The 14,273-nt window shown below is 61.2% G+C and carries 15 protein-coding genes; 9 read left to right on the top strand and 6 right to left on the bottom strand.

The genetic code is table 11. From position 1 onward, the window contains the following. The first annotated feature begins 7 nt into the window (after nt 1–7). The 6 genes from ACLB0R_RS04500 to ACLB0R_RS04525 are packed head-to-tail and all read left to right on the top strand — an operon-like array spanning nt 8 to nt 5,887. The gene (locus ACLB0R_RS04500; RefSeq protein ID WP_416642150.1) at nt 8–1,384 is read left to right on the top strand and encodes an alpha/beta fold hydrolase; all 1,377 of its coding nucleotides are present in this window, start codon (nt 8–10) and stop codon (nt 1,382–1,384) included. After that, entirely contained in the window at nt 1,384–1,887 is a 504-nt protein-coding gene (locus ACLB0R_RS04505; RefSeq protein ID WP_416642151.1) for a DUF3598 domain-containing protein, read from the top strand. Before ACLB0R_RS04500 ends, ACLB0R_RS04505 begins: the two co-directional genes overlap by 1 nt. Then, complete coding sequence (locus ACLB0R_RS04510) at nt 1,850–3,274, top strand: 3-isopropylmalate dehydratase large subunit (protein WP_416642152.1); 1,425 nt, start codon at nt 1,850–1,852, stop codon at nt 3,272–3,274. The genes ACLB0R_RS04505 and ACLB0R_RS04510 overlap by 38 nt, the downstream gene beginning before the upstream one ends. Further along, on the top strand, nt 3,271–3,876 hold the full coding sequence (gene leuD, locus ACLB0R_RS04515; RefSeq protein ID WP_416642153.1) for a 3-isopropylmalate dehydratase small subunit: 606 nt from the start codon (nt 3,271–3,273) through the stop codon (nt 3,874–3,876). The genes ACLB0R_RS04510 and leuD overlap by 4 nt, the downstream gene beginning before the upstream one ends. After that, nucleotides 3,873–4,787, top strand: coding sequence for a hydroxymethylglutaryl-CoA lyase (locus ACLB0R_RS04520; protein ID WP_416642154.1), 915 nt, complete (start codon nt 3,873–3,875; stop codon nt 4,785–4,787). Before leuD ends, ACLB0R_RS04520 begins: the two co-directional genes overlap by 4 nt. After that, a complete protein-coding gene (locus ACLB0R_RS04525) occupies nt 4,784–5,887 on the top strand; it encodes a CaiB/BaiF CoA transferase family protein (protein WP_416642155.1) in 1,104 nt (367 codons plus the stop codon). The genes ACLB0R_RS04520 and ACLB0R_RS04525 overlap by 4 nt, the downstream gene beginning before the upstream one ends. Nucleotides 5,888–6,107: 220 nt before the next feature. On the opposite strand, the gene ACLB0R_RS04530 is transcribed toward ACLB0R_RS04525, so the two are convergent. Further along, a complete protein-coding gene (locus ACLB0R_RS04530; RefSeq protein ID WP_416642156.1) occupies nt 6,108–6,764 on the bottom strand; it encodes a TetR/AcrR family transcriptional regulator in 657 nt (218 codons plus the stop codon). A gap of 9 nt (nt 6,765–6,773) precedes the next feature. Between ACLB0R_RS04530 and ACLB0R_RS04535 the strand changes: the two genes are divergently transcribed. The 3 genes from ACLB0R_RS04535 (at nt 6,774) to ACLB0R_RS04545 (ending at nt 8,021) form a co-directional block, all read left to right on the top strand. Next, a complete protein-coding gene (locus ACLB0R_RS04535; RefSeq protein WP_434953727.1) occupies nt 6,774–7,394 on the top strand; it encodes a hypothetical protein in 621 nt (206 codons plus the stop codon). Between the two features lie 395 nt (nt 7,395–7,789). Continuing rightward, entirely contained in the window at nt 7,790–7,936 is a 147-nt protein-coding gene (locus ACLB0R_RS04540) for a hypothetical protein (RefSeq protein WP_416642158.1), read from the top strand. Further along, nucleotides 7,887–8,021 carry a hypothetical protein gene (locus ACLB0R_RS04545; RefSeq protein WP_416643096.1) on the top strand — a complete coding sequence of 45 codons (135 nt, stop codon included), beginning with the start codon at nt 7,887–7,889 and terminating at the stop codon, nt 8,019–8,021. Before ACLB0R_RS04540 ends, ACLB0R_RS04545 begins: the two co-directional genes overlap by 50 nt. 221 nt (nt 8,022–8,242) lie before the next feature. On the opposite strand, the gene ACLB0R_RS04550 is transcribed toward ACLB0R_RS04545, so the two are convergent. From ACLB0R_RS04550 to ACLB0R_RS04570, 5 genes are all read right to left on the bottom strand, one after another. Next, nucleotides 8,243–8,788: a tryptophan-rich sensory protein gene (locus ACLB0R_RS04550; protein ID WP_416642159.1), complete on the bottom strand. Its 546-nt coding sequence runs from the start codon at nt 8,786–8,788 to the stop codon at nt 8,243–8,245. A gap of 3 nt (nt 8,789–8,791) precedes the next feature. Beyond that, nucleotides 8,792–9,631, bottom strand: coding sequence for a MipA/OmpV family protein (locus tag ACLB0R_RS04555; protein ID WP_416642160.1), 840 nt, complete (start codon nt 9,629–9,631; stop codon nt 8,792–8,794). Between the two features lie 48 nt (nt 9,632–9,679). After that, complete coding sequence (locus tag ACLB0R_RS04560; RefSeq protein ID WP_416642161.1) at nt 9,680–11,056, bottom strand: sensor histidine kinase; 1,377 nt, start codon at nt 11,054–11,056, stop codon at nt 9,680–9,682. After that, the gene (locus tag ACLB0R_RS04565; protein ID WP_416642162.1) at nt 11,053–11,727 is read right to left on the bottom strand and encodes a response regulator; all 675 of its coding nucleotides are present in this window, start codon (nt 11,725–11,727) and stop codon (nt 11,053–11,055) included. The genes ACLB0R_RS04560 and ACLB0R_RS04565 overlap by 4 nt, the downstream gene beginning before the upstream one ends. A 212-nt stretch (nt 11,728–11,939) precedes the next feature. Further along, nucleotides 11,940–14,273 carry a TonB-dependent receptor gene (locus ACLB0R_RS04570; protein ID WP_416642163.1) on the bottom strand — a complete coding sequence of 778 codons (2,334 nt, stop codon included), beginning with the start codon at nt 14,271–14,273 and terminating at the stop codon, nt 11,940–11,942.

Below are 14,273 nucleotides of genomic sequence, written 5' to 3' on the forward strand. Positions count from 1 at the left end.
ACGCGCCATGGAAGTCAGCCGGCATTTCATCCGTTTGGGGCAGCGGCGCGTGCATTATCGCCGCTGCGGCAATGGCCCGGCGCTGCTGATGGTGCACCAGAGCCCGCGCTCATCGGCTGAATATGAGCCGCTGATGCGGACATGGGGCACCCATTTCACCTGCATCGCGCCCGATACGCCAGGCTTCGGCCAGTCTGATCCGCTGCCAGACCCTGACGCCTCGATCGACGACTTTGCTGATGCGTTGGCAGAGCTGATCGATGCGCTCGGCATCGGCCCGGTCGCGGCTTATGGCTTTCACTCAGGCGGCATCATCCTGGTGACCGCGCTCAAACGCCATCCGGACAAGTTCCGTGCGCTCGCGGTCGGCGGCTATGCGATCTGGACGGCAGAAGAGATGGCACTGTTCGGCGAACATTATCTGCCGCCTTTCCTGCCCAGCGCTTATGGCGAGCATTTGACCTGGCTGTGGAACCGGATGCTTGAGCAGAGCTGGTTCTTCCCCTGGTTCGACGTCCGGTCCGAGGCGCGGCTGTCGGTGGCTCATGCCGATGTCGCGCGTGTCAACGCAGCAGTGATGGAAATGCTCGATGCGGGCAACGCCTATCGAGCCGGCTATGGCGCGGTGCTACGCGCGCCGCGCGACATTCCGCTGGTCGATGCGGTGACGCCGCCGGTGTTGATCACGGCGTATGACGGCGATCCGTTGCAAGCGCATATCGATCGGCTGGGCGGAATGCCGAAGGGCTGGGAAGCACGCAAGGTGGCTACACCGGCGGAGCATCAGGCAGCGAGCCTGGCCTTCCTGCTCCCGCATGCCGCCGGCGATGCGCCGCCGCTGGTCGAGGCGGCTGACGGCGGTTTCGTCCGGATCGAGACGCCGAGCTTTACCGGACTGCTGCATTGGCGGGGCCAGCGCGGCGGACCGCTGCATCTTGTCGCGCCGGGCAGCGAGGCGGACTTGACCTCGACGTTGGGAGTGGCCGGGAAATGGCTCGACCTTCCCGGCCAGGGCCTGGCTGATCCATGGCCGGGCGACCCACCCACCGAGTGGGCGGCATGGCAGGCGGTTATCGAGGCGGCCGCGACAGCGCTGGACGCAACGCAGGTCGTCCTTCCCACGCTGCCTGCCGGTGATCCCGATCGCCTTTTCCCCGACCTTACCCCCGATCGCTTCGGCAGCAATCTCGCCAGCGCTTGGGCAATCGTGCGGGCTCGGCATTTGTTCGACCCGTGGTATGAGGTTGGCCCGGCGACGGCGCGCGCTTTTACGCCCGATGAGGTTGACCCCGCCGCGCTTGCGCTTGAACATCGCGCGCTGCTCCGCGCCACCGCTGCTCGCGCCTATCTGACTGCATTGCGATCGAGCCAAGGAGAGGATTGATGGGAATTCGCGAGGATATGCCGCTGCTCGCCCGCCACGAAGGTGTTTGGGATGGCACCTACAGCTATTACAACGCCGCCGGTGACAAAGTGGACGAGCATGAAAGCCGCCTGTTCTGCCGTTTCATCGATGATAATGCCGCCACGCCCTATCACCAGACCAATCACTATAGCTGGCCCGATGGCCGCACGGAAATCCGCGACTTCCCCGCAACCTACAGGGACAAGCGGGTGTGGTGGGATAATGAGTTGATCCAGGGCTCGGCGTGGGAAGTCGGACCGGACGATAAGCGCCGCTCGATCATGCTCTATTGGCAACGCACGGGTGATCCGTCGCTTTATCTCTATGAGATGATCCAGATCGCCGACGATGGCCAGACGCGCTGCCGTACCTGGCACTGGATCCGAAACGGCCAGTTGGAGACACGAACCGCCATTCAGGAACGGCTCGTGACGCGCGACTGGCGTGCGCTGGAGAAGAAAATGGAGGCCGCCGCTGGTTGAACCCCGCACCCTCTTCGCCAAGCTGTGGCAAGCGCATGTCGTCGCGCGGCTGGGCGAGCGCGAGGATCTGATCGCGATCGACCGGGTGTTTCTGCACGAACGGACCGGTTCGGTTGCGTTGAAGAGCCTTACCGCAGCGGGGCGTATTGTGCGCGATCCGGCGCGGGTGTTCGCGGTGACCGATCATATCGTCGATACCCGGCCCGGCCGCACCGGTACATTAGTCCCCGGCGGCGATGCGTTCCTGACCGCCACGCGCGAGGAAACCCGCGCAGCAGGCATCAGGCTGTTCGACGTTGATGATCCCGACCAAGGCATCGTCCATGTCATCTCGCCTGAATTAGGGATCGTGCTGCCGGGGCTGACTCTGGTCTGCCCGGATAGTCACACTTGCACCCAAGGCGCGCTGGGCGCGCTAGCCTGGGGGATCGGCTCGACCGAAGCTGAACATGCGCTGGCGACGAGCACGCTGCGGTTGACGCGCCCCAAGACGATGCGTGTCAGCTTTATCGGTACGACATCCCCGGACGTTACGCCCAAGGACATGATGCTGGCGCTGATCGCGGCCTATGGCGCCGGGGGTGGCAGGGGGCACGCGATCGAGTTTGCCGGCTCGGCGGTCGAAGCACTGGATGTCGAGGGGCGGCTGACCTTGTGCAACATGGCGACGGAATTTGCGGCGATGACCGGGTTCGTCGCCCCCGACGCCAAGGTGTTCGACTATCTCAAAGGTCGCCGCTACGCGCCCCGTGGCGCCTTGTGGGATCGGGCCGTTGCGGCATGGCGGGACTTGCATAGCGACGACGGCGCGGTGTTCGACCAGGAGATCACCATCGACGCCGCTGCCCTGCGTCCGATGGTAAGCTGGGGCACGTCGCCGCAAAGCTCGGTGCCGGTCACCGGGCGCGTGCCTGAACAGGCAGCAAGCGGATTGCCGCCCGACAGCTATGCCAGAGCAATCGATTACATCGGCCTCGCTCCAAGTCACCCAATTGCCGGCACGCCGATCGATGCCGCCTTTATCGGCAGCTGCACCAACAGCCGCCTGTCCGACCTCCGCCGTGCCGCCGACATCGTTAAGGGTAAACGCGTCGCCGCCGGGGTGCAGGCGATTGTCGTGCCAGGATCGATGGCGGTGCGCCGCGCCGCCGAGGCCGAGGGTATCGACCGCATGTTCACCCAGGCGGGTTTTGAGTGGCGCCTGTCGGGCTGCGCGCTGTGCTTCTACGCCGGCGGCCCCGGCTTCCCGCCTGGAACCCGTGTGATTTCCTCGACCAACCGCAATTTTGAAGGGCGCCAAGGCCCAAATTTACGCACCCACATCGCCAGCCCCGAGACGGTGGCAGCAAGCGCGATCGCCGGCCACATAGCGGCGGCCGCGCGATGACCGCCTTTCCCCCCGTCCCTCGCGTTTCCGGCATTGCCGCGCCGCTGATCCGCGCCAATATCGATACCGATGCGATCATCCCCAGCCGCGAGATCAAAGGGGTCGGCAAGACCGGCCTTGCCGATGGCCTGTTCGCGGGCTGGCGCTACGTCGAAGGGCGCACGCCGAACCCCGATTTCGTGCTCAACCAGCCGCGCTTTGCCCATGCGCCGATCTTGCTCGGCGGCAGCAATTTCGGCTGCGGATCGAGCCGCGAGCATGCGGTATGGGCGCTCCATGATTATGGCGTGCGCGCGGTGATCGCACCGAGCCTCGCGCCGATCTTCGCCAGCAATTGTGTGCGCAACGGCATCATCCCTGTAGTGCTGGAAGAAGCGACGGTCGCGTCGCTGGGCGAGGAGGTAGCGATCGACCTCATCGCGCAGACCGTGACCTCTGGCCCGGTAACGGCGCAATTCGAGATCGATCCGGAGGCCAAGGCGATGCTGGCCGAAGGGCTCGGTGCGATCGACCTGACGCTGAAGCACAAGCCCGCGATCGATGCCTTCCTGGCAGCAGACCGAGCAGCGCGGCCCTGGGTCTATCTGGAGACGATGCGTTGACCGCTATCCTCATCTCCGAAGTCGGTCCGCGCGATGGCTTGCAGTCGATCGATCGAGTCATGCCGATCGAGGCCAAGAAGGCCTGGATCAAGGCCGAGGCCGAAGCCGGCGTGCGCGAAATAGAGGTGGGCAGTTTCGTGCCGTCCAGTCTGCTGCCGCAAATGGCCGACACCGCCGAGCTGGTCGCCTTTGCGCGCATGCTGCCCGGCCTTAACGTCGTCGCGTTGGTACCCAATGCCAAGGGGGCTGCGCGCGCGGTCGAAGCCGGCGTCCACGGCATGTCGATCCCGTTTTCGATGTCGGAAACGCATTCGATCCGCAATGTCCGCAAGACGCACGCCGAAATGATCGAGGAAATCGGCGCGGTCGCCGCGATCGCCTACGCCGCGGGGGTCCATTTCGCCGTGGGGCTGTCGACCGCGTTCGGCTGCACCATCGAAGGCGCGGTGCCCGAGGATCGCGTCGTCGCCCTCGCCAAAGCATCGGTCGCGGCGGGGGCGAAGGAGCTGAGTTTGAGCGACACCACCGGCTATGCCGACCCCGCGCAGGTCAAGCGGCTGGTCCGCAGGGTGCGCGCCGTGGTCGGTAACAAGCTGACCACGCTTCACCTCCACAATACTCGCGGGCTGGGGCTCGCCAATGCGCTTGCCGGATTGGAGGAAGGAATCACCACGCTCGATGCCTCGCTCGGCGGGCTCGGCGGCTGTCCTTATGCACCGGGTGCTTCGGGCAATATCGTGACGGAGGATCTGGCGTTCATGCTCGACGCGATGGGCTATGACACGGGGATCGACCTCGACAAGCTGATGCAGGTCCGGGCGATAGTGGCCGGGGCGCTGCCAGGCGAGCCGCTGTACGGCTTCACCCCCGATGCCGGGCTACCGCTGGGGCTGGAGGCGCGCCGGCCATGACGCATGCGACGCCACTCGCCGGGCTGAAGGTCGTTGAATTCACCCATATGGTGATGGGTCCCGCTGCCGGCGCGATCCTGGCATCGCTGGGTGCTGAGGTGACACGTATTGAACCCGAAGGCGGCGATCCCACTCGTAACCTGATTGGTTCGGGTTCGGGCTATTTCCCGATGTATAATCGGCACAAGGGCACGATCAGCGCCGACTTGAAATCGCCTGCCGGCCTGGCCAGAGCTACGGCGCTTGCCGCCAGCGCCGATATCCTGATCGAGAATTTCCGCCCCGGCGCGCTCGACCGGCTGGGCCTGGGCTATGAGGCGTTGAGCGCGATTAACCGGCAGCTTGTCTACTGCTCGCTCAAGGGCTTCCTCCCCGGCCCCTATGAGAGCCGCACGGCGCTCGATGAAGTCGCGCAGATGATGGGCGGGCTGGCGTACATGACCGGCCCGCCGGGCCGTCCCTTGCGCGCGGGATCCAGCGTTATCGATGTGACTGGCGGCATGTTCGGCGTTATTGCCATCCTGGCCGCGATCGAGGAACGCCACCGCACCGGCAAGGGTCAGAAAGTTCAAGCGAGCCTGTTCGAAACCACCGTCTACCTTGTCGGCCAGCATATGGCGCAAAAGGCAGTAACGGGACAGGCGGCAGCGCCGATGCCTGCACGCATCTCGGCCTGGGCGATTTACGATGTGTTTGAAACGAAGGACGATCCGGTGTTTATCGGTGTCGTTTCTGATCCGCTGTGGAAGAAATTCTGCGCGCTGTTCGGGCTCGATGCGCTTTGGGCCGATGAAGGGCTGCGCAAGAATAATGACCGCGTCCGCCAGCGCGAGCGGCTACTGCCCGAAATCCGCAAGCTGATCGGCGGGTTCACCCGCGCGGAAGTGGTTGATCGGCTTGAGGGCACTGGCATTCCTTTTGCCCCCATTGCCCGGCCGGAAGATATGTTTGAAGACCCGCACCTGCTGGCTTCGCGCGGGCTTGAGCCCGTGACGCTGATGGACGGAAGTGAAACATTTTTACCAGCTTTGCCAATTGTACTCGACGGCAAGCGCACGGGACGTCCGGCACGCCTCGCGCCAGTGCCGCTGAACGATTAGGTCGTAACAGCCGGCTCCAACCAAAGCCCGCACCCGCTGACCGACCCCGATTGGTTGGATTGCGTCACTTCACGAGACAGATCGTTAGAAAGCGTACGTTCGATCGCGAAGCCCCCCGCCCGAAGCTCTTGATCACTTACCTGCCCAGCCCATCACATGCGTCAGGGGGATAAACGGGATTAAGTTTCAGCGTCGTTTGAGAGAGTTATCTAGGCATTGCTCAGACATGGATATCGTGCTCAGGCTTACCAACCAATGCTCCAAGAAATAGGTCGGTAAGAGCCTTCTCACGCTCCTCTCCATCACTCCATTGCAGCATTCGTCCGATGGGATCGCGTAACAGAGCGGACAGGGCAGTGGTGAGCGCAACGAGAGCGAAGGTGGCGCGTTTTGGGGTTATTTCTTCGCTGTCTTTAGCTGCCGCGTCGATCAACGATTTTGAAAGATGACTTATTGTCTTCAAACGCGCTGCCGCGGCAGCTTCGCGAAATCTTTGATTCGGCGTATCCCGCGTGTAATCGATTAAAGCGCTGTAGAAGATTTCGTACGACTCGAAGTTCGTCAAAAACGCCCGCACGATCGAGCGGGCCGCCGTTTGCAGATCTTTATATTGTGGGACTGAGGCGCTGGTCGATACGCTCTCTAGTCGGTGCAGAAAGCTTCGCTCGAGCAAGTCGTTCTTGTCACGGAACCGCCGATAGATGGTTCCCACAGCCACGCCCGCGCGTTTCGCAACGTCGGGTATCGAGCATGCCGCAAGGCCGCCTTCTTCAACCAAAGCCAGCGTAGCCTCGAGCAAGCGTAATTCCGACTGCCGGCTTCGCGCTTGGCGCGGGCTGCGCAAAACGGAATGCGAATCCACTTTCACAAAATCCACATGTTTGCTATGGAACGGCTAACGATGGAGGTGTTTATGTCATTACCCATGCATTGGAAAGGTCGGGCGGCAGTCCTGGTGGTGTTCGGCGTCGGCATGTTTATCGGCGCCTCGCCCGTTTCCGCTCAACAAAATGCTAGACTGAAAATAGAACGGATGCCGGCACCGACTGCCGCTATGATTGCGACAGAAGAAAAGGCCGTCTTGAGCGTACTCGATGCGTTTAAGGCCGCGATCAAAGGAAAGAATATCACAGAACTTCGTGCACTATTTTATAAAGGCGATATCCGCTGGTTCGGTTCAGGGCACAATGCAAGCCGTCATCTCTCAGAAAGCCTATCTGGTAAGCAAGTCGAGGCGGTCGAACCGATTGGAGCCTACCAAGCCATCCAGGATACTCGCTTCAAGGATTTGTCTTTTGAAGAGCGCACGTACGGGCCTCAGGTGAAAACTGACGGACAAGTCGCGACGCTGACCTTCGATTACGATTTTCGCGTGAATGGTGTTGTTCAAAATTGGGGAACCGAGACGTGGCAGCTGATCCGAGCACCCGAGGGCTGGCGGATTCTGCAATTGCTCTACTCCTACCACCTTCAACTCGTGACACCCTCGCCGGAGCGAGCCTCGTGAGCAGGCAGATACCTCATGACCGACGTCTTTGGATACGTCGCTTTGTCATGCTGCTTTTCGCAATGGTTTTGCTTTCTTGGATTGGCGCGATAGTCGCTCAATTCCTCGTATCGACCGCTAAAGCGCGCGTCATTGCGGTTGCGGTCGCGGTCGCGACGACGGAGGGGGCTATTTGGTTAGGCGCCGGCATCTTGGGTGTGTCGGTTTTTCAAGCGAGACGAACGATCTTTCGGCGCATTCGATCCGGCCAACGCGCCGCGGATCGGGACAGCTCCTAACGGCGCACTGTAAGGAGCGGACCTGTCGGTTACAGGTGGCGCCGAGTGCGATGACGTGAGCTCGGTTTTTTTCGTTCAGCTGGCGCTAGAGTCCGACCCAGAAGGAGGGCTGGACAGATGAAGCTGAATCGGTTTTCGGAAGATGAGCTCATCGACATCCTGAAGGGGGCCGAGGCTGGCGCGGTGGTAATGCAGCTGCGCCGGGAGGCACGGAATATCGAGCGCGAGCTACTATGCATGGGAGGTCAGGTTCGGCGGGCCTGAGGTGTCGGGTGCCATACGGCCTCGGGCGCCGGATGCGGAGAACGCGCAGCTCATGCGGCCGCTAGCAGAGACAATGCCGAGGTGAAGGATCTCCTGTCAAAGAAACGGTGGCCCCAGCCGCGAAGCGAGAAACGGTCGCGCATATCCAAGCGGCGCTGGGTATGGGCGGGGGCGGTCACGTTGGATCGCCGGCGCGGATCGCATGATCTTGCGATATCGCTAGTTCTTGTATGATGATGGCGAAGCGGCCGCCCGGTCGAAACCCGAGGCCCAACAGAAACGTGGTCAGGCCAGGATCGCCGCGTCCTAAGAAATCGAAACGCTCACCGAGACGATCTGCTGAGCTGCGGGATCGAGAAAGAAGAGCAAGGTCGCGAAAGCGAGCCAGATGACGGTTGGCGCGATCAGCACCGCAGCAACCCGCGAAACGGCGATTGCGCGATCCACGGCCACAACCGCCAATCCCAGGGTGATCGCGTTTCCGATAAGGCCAGCGACAGCGCTGCCGGGAAGAATAGCATAGAAAACATAAGCCGCGGACATCACGATCAGGATGTGCAGTGACGCAAACGCCTGCGAAATCGATCTGCCGCGAATCGCGTTCTCCACGTCGACCCGGCTCGACAGCACCAAGAGCCAGCGCGCGACCCCCAGCAGTGCAAACAAGACGATCCAGATCAACCCGATTACCCAAGGCGGCGGCGCGATCGCGTCATGATCTCCATGGGTTGGTTGGTTCCAGCCGAGCCCGAAAATCAGGGCATTCAAGGCCGCCGCTAATGCGATTGGCGCCACGATATTAGCCAGCAATCCGAGGCGATCGCGACGATTTAGGAAGCCAACGGTAAACATGGCTCAGAACAGGCGATAGCTGATCGTCAACAGCGACGTCAGTTGATCGACGGAGCCTCGCGGCCCACGGACAATGGGACTATTGGCGGCATCGCCGAGTAGATGCCCGTAATCCGCGTTGGTCACGATCGACCAGCGCCGCGAGACTGGAACGACGACCGTCGCGTTAAACCCGGCTCTTTCAAAGCCTCCCTTGGCGGCGAACGCCTTGAACCGCGATCGGCTCGCTTCAGCCAAGGAGACGCCGTAATAAGCAGCGGCGTACCTATTATCGACTATCGTTACCGTGGGTCCCAGGCTGACAATCGCTCTCGCCAGCGGACGCGAATACGCCAACGAGCCCGTTGCAGAGAAGCCTAGTTGGGTCGAGGTTGCTTGTGCGGCATCGACTTGCAACCGAAGCGTACGGGTCGGCGCAATAGCAAGGTACCCGCCAATTTCCAACGCATCCCCGCGGTTGGCCAAGCCTTGAAGATAGGCACGATCATCTTTGATGTTACGCCCAAAGCGATAGCGAAGAAGTGGCCCGAACTCGACGGCCTTTACTTTCGGGTCAGCCAATTTGACCGCATTGACGCGCAAGATATCCGGGAAGGAAATCGAAACGATATCGTGGTACGACGCTTGAACCGCCGGAATGGGCAACGCCTTATACTTCGCCGATCCGGGAAAGGCGGGATAGACGATAACACCGGCGCCCACAGAAAGACTGATCGGCGCGTCCGATGGCGGTCCGTCGATGATCGTTGCATCGGGCGATGGAGCGGACGCGGGGCCTTCTGGCGGGATCGCTGCTACGCTGATGCCGGATGCAGCGATAAGAACGAATAACGGCAACCCCATTGAAGACACCCGATGCTGCGTACGAACCATGCAGCGTTTAAGCACCCTTCATTGCGACTGGCTGGCAAGCGGCAAGCACAAACGAAAAATCGCACCGCCCCCGGGTGTGTCGTCGATTTCGACCGAACCGTGATGAAGTTTGGCGATCTCGTCGACCGCTGCCAGGCCGAGCCCGGTGCCTGGCGTCCGATCATCCTTCCTCCAAAACGGTTGAAACACCAAATCACGATCGCCCATGGCCACCCCGGTGCCATGATCACGTACCTCGATCTGCGCTTGATCAGAACGCGCGACGACGACTTCGACCCTGCCGCCCACAGGCTCCGCACGGATGGCGTTATCGACGAGATTAGCGACGGCGTTTTCGATTGCTCGCTGATCCGCCACGACGAGGAGGTGATCGGCCAAGGCAATGAAATCGACGGCTAACCCGGCCCGCAATGCGAGTGGCGCGCAATCCGCGACAACACCGCGCACAACCGGTACGATATCGATAGCCCCGTTGGGTCGACCCTGCTTGCGCTCCAAGCGAGCAACGACAAGCAGTTGATCCACGAGTAGCCTCAGTCGGCGGGCATCGCGCGCCAGCGCGGTGCGCGAGGGCGCTTCGTGCGGTAAGGTATCGATGCGGCTTTGCAAGATTGCGACTGGTGTGCGCAACTCATGGGCGGCGTTCGCGGTGAACAAACGCTGCCGCTGAACGCCCTCGGCCAACCGGTCGAGCGCACGATTTATTTCATCCACGACCGGGCGAAGTTCGCCGGGCAGCTTGTCGGCACCCAGGCGGTGATCAATGGCGGTCGGCGAAATGCATTGGGCTTCCTTGGCCAAATCATCCAGCGGCTTCAGCATCCGGCGGACAAGGATAGGCAACAGAACGAGACCGCCAACCAGCAAAGGTCCATAGGCGGGCAACAACGCCGGCAGAAACGCATCGATAAACGATTGCACATCTTCCGCCGTGAAGTGATTACCCCTCGTTGCAATTGCAATCGGCCCCAATGGTGTTTCATCGACGGTGACGAAGATGAAGTGGTCGCCCGGCCGTCGATCAGCGAGCACGAGGTTGCCGCCAATCGTCGGCAGGTGGCTCCCCAATTCGTCGAGCAGCTGCGCAAGCTCCCGATCGGAGCCGGCGAGCGGCGGAAGCCCTGGACGCGACACTGCGAAAGCAATTCCAGGGCGGCGTGCGATATATTGCGTCAATGCCGGTGTCGGCTCGATCCTTACGCCGTGGCGGTCCGATGGTTGAAGGGCTTGAACAACCAGGTGCCGCAAAGAAGCGTCGGCAATCTGTTCATAGGTTGTGAATGGTGCCAAGAGTGGGAACGCAATCATTGCGGCGATAATCAAGACCGCTTGGCCGCCAAGCATCACCAAAGGCAGCCGGACCGAGAGGTTGTAAAGGCGCCAATTCAATTTCACATATCGTGATCCAAAATATACCCCACCCCCCTAACCGGGTGGATAGCGACGCCGGCATTGGCCTCTGCGAGCTTGGCGCGCAGCCGCGAAATGTGGGAATCGAGCGTGTTTGAGCTTATCTCGTCGTCAAAGCCATAAACTTCATCGATCAGAGACGCGCGCTGAATGACTCGGCCGGCGCGCCTGATCAAGCTCTCGATCAGCGCAAGTTCGCGGCGCTTCAAAATGAGCTGGACGCCATCTGCCCAAACCTCGCGCGAGTTGAGATCAAAGCTGAGCCTGCCGCACCGAATAGGCGGCGGCGTCTCGCCACCCGGTCGGCGGAGCGCGGCCCGTAATCTTGCTAGCAGCTCCGCCATCTCGAACGGCTTTGCAAGATAGTCATCGGCCCCGCGGTCAAGCCCCAGTACTTTTTCCGGCACTGCGTCATAAGCAGAAATAATCAAGATCGACGCCCTTGGCTGCGCACGACGCAGCGCGTCGATCAGTGTCAGCCCCTCTCCATCGGGCAAACGGCGATCCAGAAGGATCGCTGAATAACGGGCAAGCGCCATGGCGGCGGCTGCTTCTTCCAGACTGCCTACACAATCGACGGCAAAGCCGGCATCGCCGACGGCCCGAGCGACGAGGCCGGCCATCTCAGCTTCATCCTCGATAATCAATATTTTCATGATGCATCCGGCGCATTAGCAACATAACGTTGCGGCGCACTGACAGCCGATTGCCTATCCCTCCACATCGCTGAGGTCATCGAAAGCCGTGCCCACCATGCCATGTCGCGCCCCATGGGCCTGCCCTCGACACCGCAAAGGAGCCAAGCATCGACGGCGATCGCCGATTGCAAATCGCGACCTCAATCTCGCTGAGCACTTCAACATTCCCTTCACCACGCAACAGCAACGCCGAGCCGAGCATTGAGAGGCCGCGACGGCGTGAGCTGGTTCCGTGACGAGAGCAAAAACGGATTGCCATAGGCAAACCGATTGACCGACTGATTGGTCAAATTGTCCACGACCAGCGAGACATCGACCGAGCCGATCCGCACACCGGAAGCCAAGCCGAGTGTGGCATAATTCCCTTGGCTGACGTCCAGCAAATCCCCGGTGCCCAATACTGAACGCCCGCTCGTATCAATCGTGAAGCCAAGGCGTGGCACTGCTTTACCCAACGCCCATTGGTAAGACAGGCCAAAATGGGTGGCCAAGGGCGGAATTTCGGGCAAGCGACGATTTTGGCGACGAGACTGGTCGGCGATTGGCCCATAGACGCGATTGCTCGTGTAGACCAACGATCCTGCGATCCTAAGGCCCTTGACCGGAATGAAATCGACATTGCCTTCAACCGTGTCGATCTCTGCGTCGCCGATATTGGCTGTGTAAGGCTCGCCAGCACGGTCAATGAGGTCGGCCTGGATTGCCTGCCAATGCGCAATGGAGAAAGCTCCCGAAAAGGCAATCCCGGTCTCGCCGATACGCTGCTTTCGCACCCCGACCTCGCCGACAACGATTGAGTCGGAGCGGTAATCCGCCACGCGGCCGACGCCGCGAGCAACGGCCAATCCCCCCGTTCGATTGGCGGTCTGGACACGAGCATAAACGGCAAGGCGCGGCGCTACGACCCAGGATAAAGCGACAGTCGGATCGAAGCGCGTGGTCGAACGGCCTTTGACGAAATTCCGGCGGCTTGGTCTGCTCGATGGCTCCCCGTCCACGCGTGCGAAAGTGGTGCGTGCCCCGATGGTCAATGCGAGGTTTGGCGATACGTAGGCCGTTCCCTCGCCAAAAGCAGATAACGCCTGCGTGACGTTGGTAACGCCGATCATGGTGCGCTCGCTATTGGGTGCGCCGCTTGATCGAGACAATATGTCGCGATCATTGATGTAACTGAATCCAACCACCCACGACGCACCGCTATTCAGCGCCCGAGATAGACGAATTTCTTGACTGACCAGGAGCTTTTCGCGCGCCGTTATGGAGATTAAAGGTATCTGTCTGCGGGCGCGAGGCAGGGTGGACGTCGCGTCAAACTGATCCCGCGACTCGTAGCCGACAACGCCGGAGGCAGCGAACAGCTTGAGCCCGCTCTCCCAATCCTTGGATAAAGCAAACCGGCCAAACAACAGCTGGTTATCGAAAGGTTGGGCGACGAAGGAACGCCGCTCGATAGGACCGGCGCGTCGCGCAGCATATTGTGCATCTTGCGTTGAGATCCGCTGAAACACGCCGCTCAACTCGCCGCGCCAACCATCACTGCCCTCAAGCCGAAGCCCGAGACGGGCGCCAACGGTGTCGCTCTGATTGACGTCGGCAAGATGTCGGCGAAGGTCGTTTATGTAACCACCATCTCGTATGCGATAAGCAACCGCGCGAGCACCAAGCCGATCGCGCAAGATCGGTATATTGACCACTCCCGCCAGATCGAATCCTGGCGCGCCCTTCGCCGTCACCGATACGCCCGCGCCCACGGACCCCGACGCTGTCGTTGGGTCGACTGGATTGGAGGTCAACCGGATGACCCCGCCGATCGCACCCGAGCCATAAAGCGTCCCCTGGGGACCTTCGAGTATCTCGACGCTCTTGATGTCGTAAAGACGTAGCCCGGCGTCTGGGCCAGTGTAGTTGAGCTGTACATCGTCGAGGTATGTGCTGGTCGTCGACTGCGTGCTCCCGTTGAAACTGCTGTCCGCCACGCCACGAATGAAGATCTTGTCGCGGCCGGCTCCCAGTTGCGTACTCTGTAGAATAGGAAGCTTTTGAGCATTAGCGGTCAAATTGTTCGCACCTTCGGCAGGGATTGCCGTCGTCGCATCGAGCATCAGCACGCTTCCAGGATACCGCAGGAGCGAGACACGCTGCTTGCTGGCGGTTACGATCACCTCAGTTTGGAGGTCTTGGGGCTCAGGCGGCGGCCGGCGCGGATCTCTTCGGGCAGGCTTGGACGGCTTGACCGCTCGGATGATGCGATAACCACCCGCAGGCAGCGCAACCGCGCGAAAGCCGGTGCCATCAAGGAGTTTCTCGAGCGCTTGATGGACCGACATGATACCGCTGACCGCTATCGTCCGGGTCTGCGCCAAGCCAAGCTCCGTGCTGATAATCTCGCTATCGCTCTGTCGCGCCAAGGTCTGTATCGCCAGATCAAGCGTGGTCGGCGGGATGGCAACTGCGGCATCGCGAGCACATGCAGGAGCGGCCCCAACGGCCATCAGCAACAACAT

It is taken from the genome of Sphingomonas sp. GlSt437 (assembly GCF_048015635.2).
GTDB lineage: Bacteria > Pseudomonadota > Alphaproteobacteria > Sphingomonadales > Sphingomonadaceae > Sphingomonas.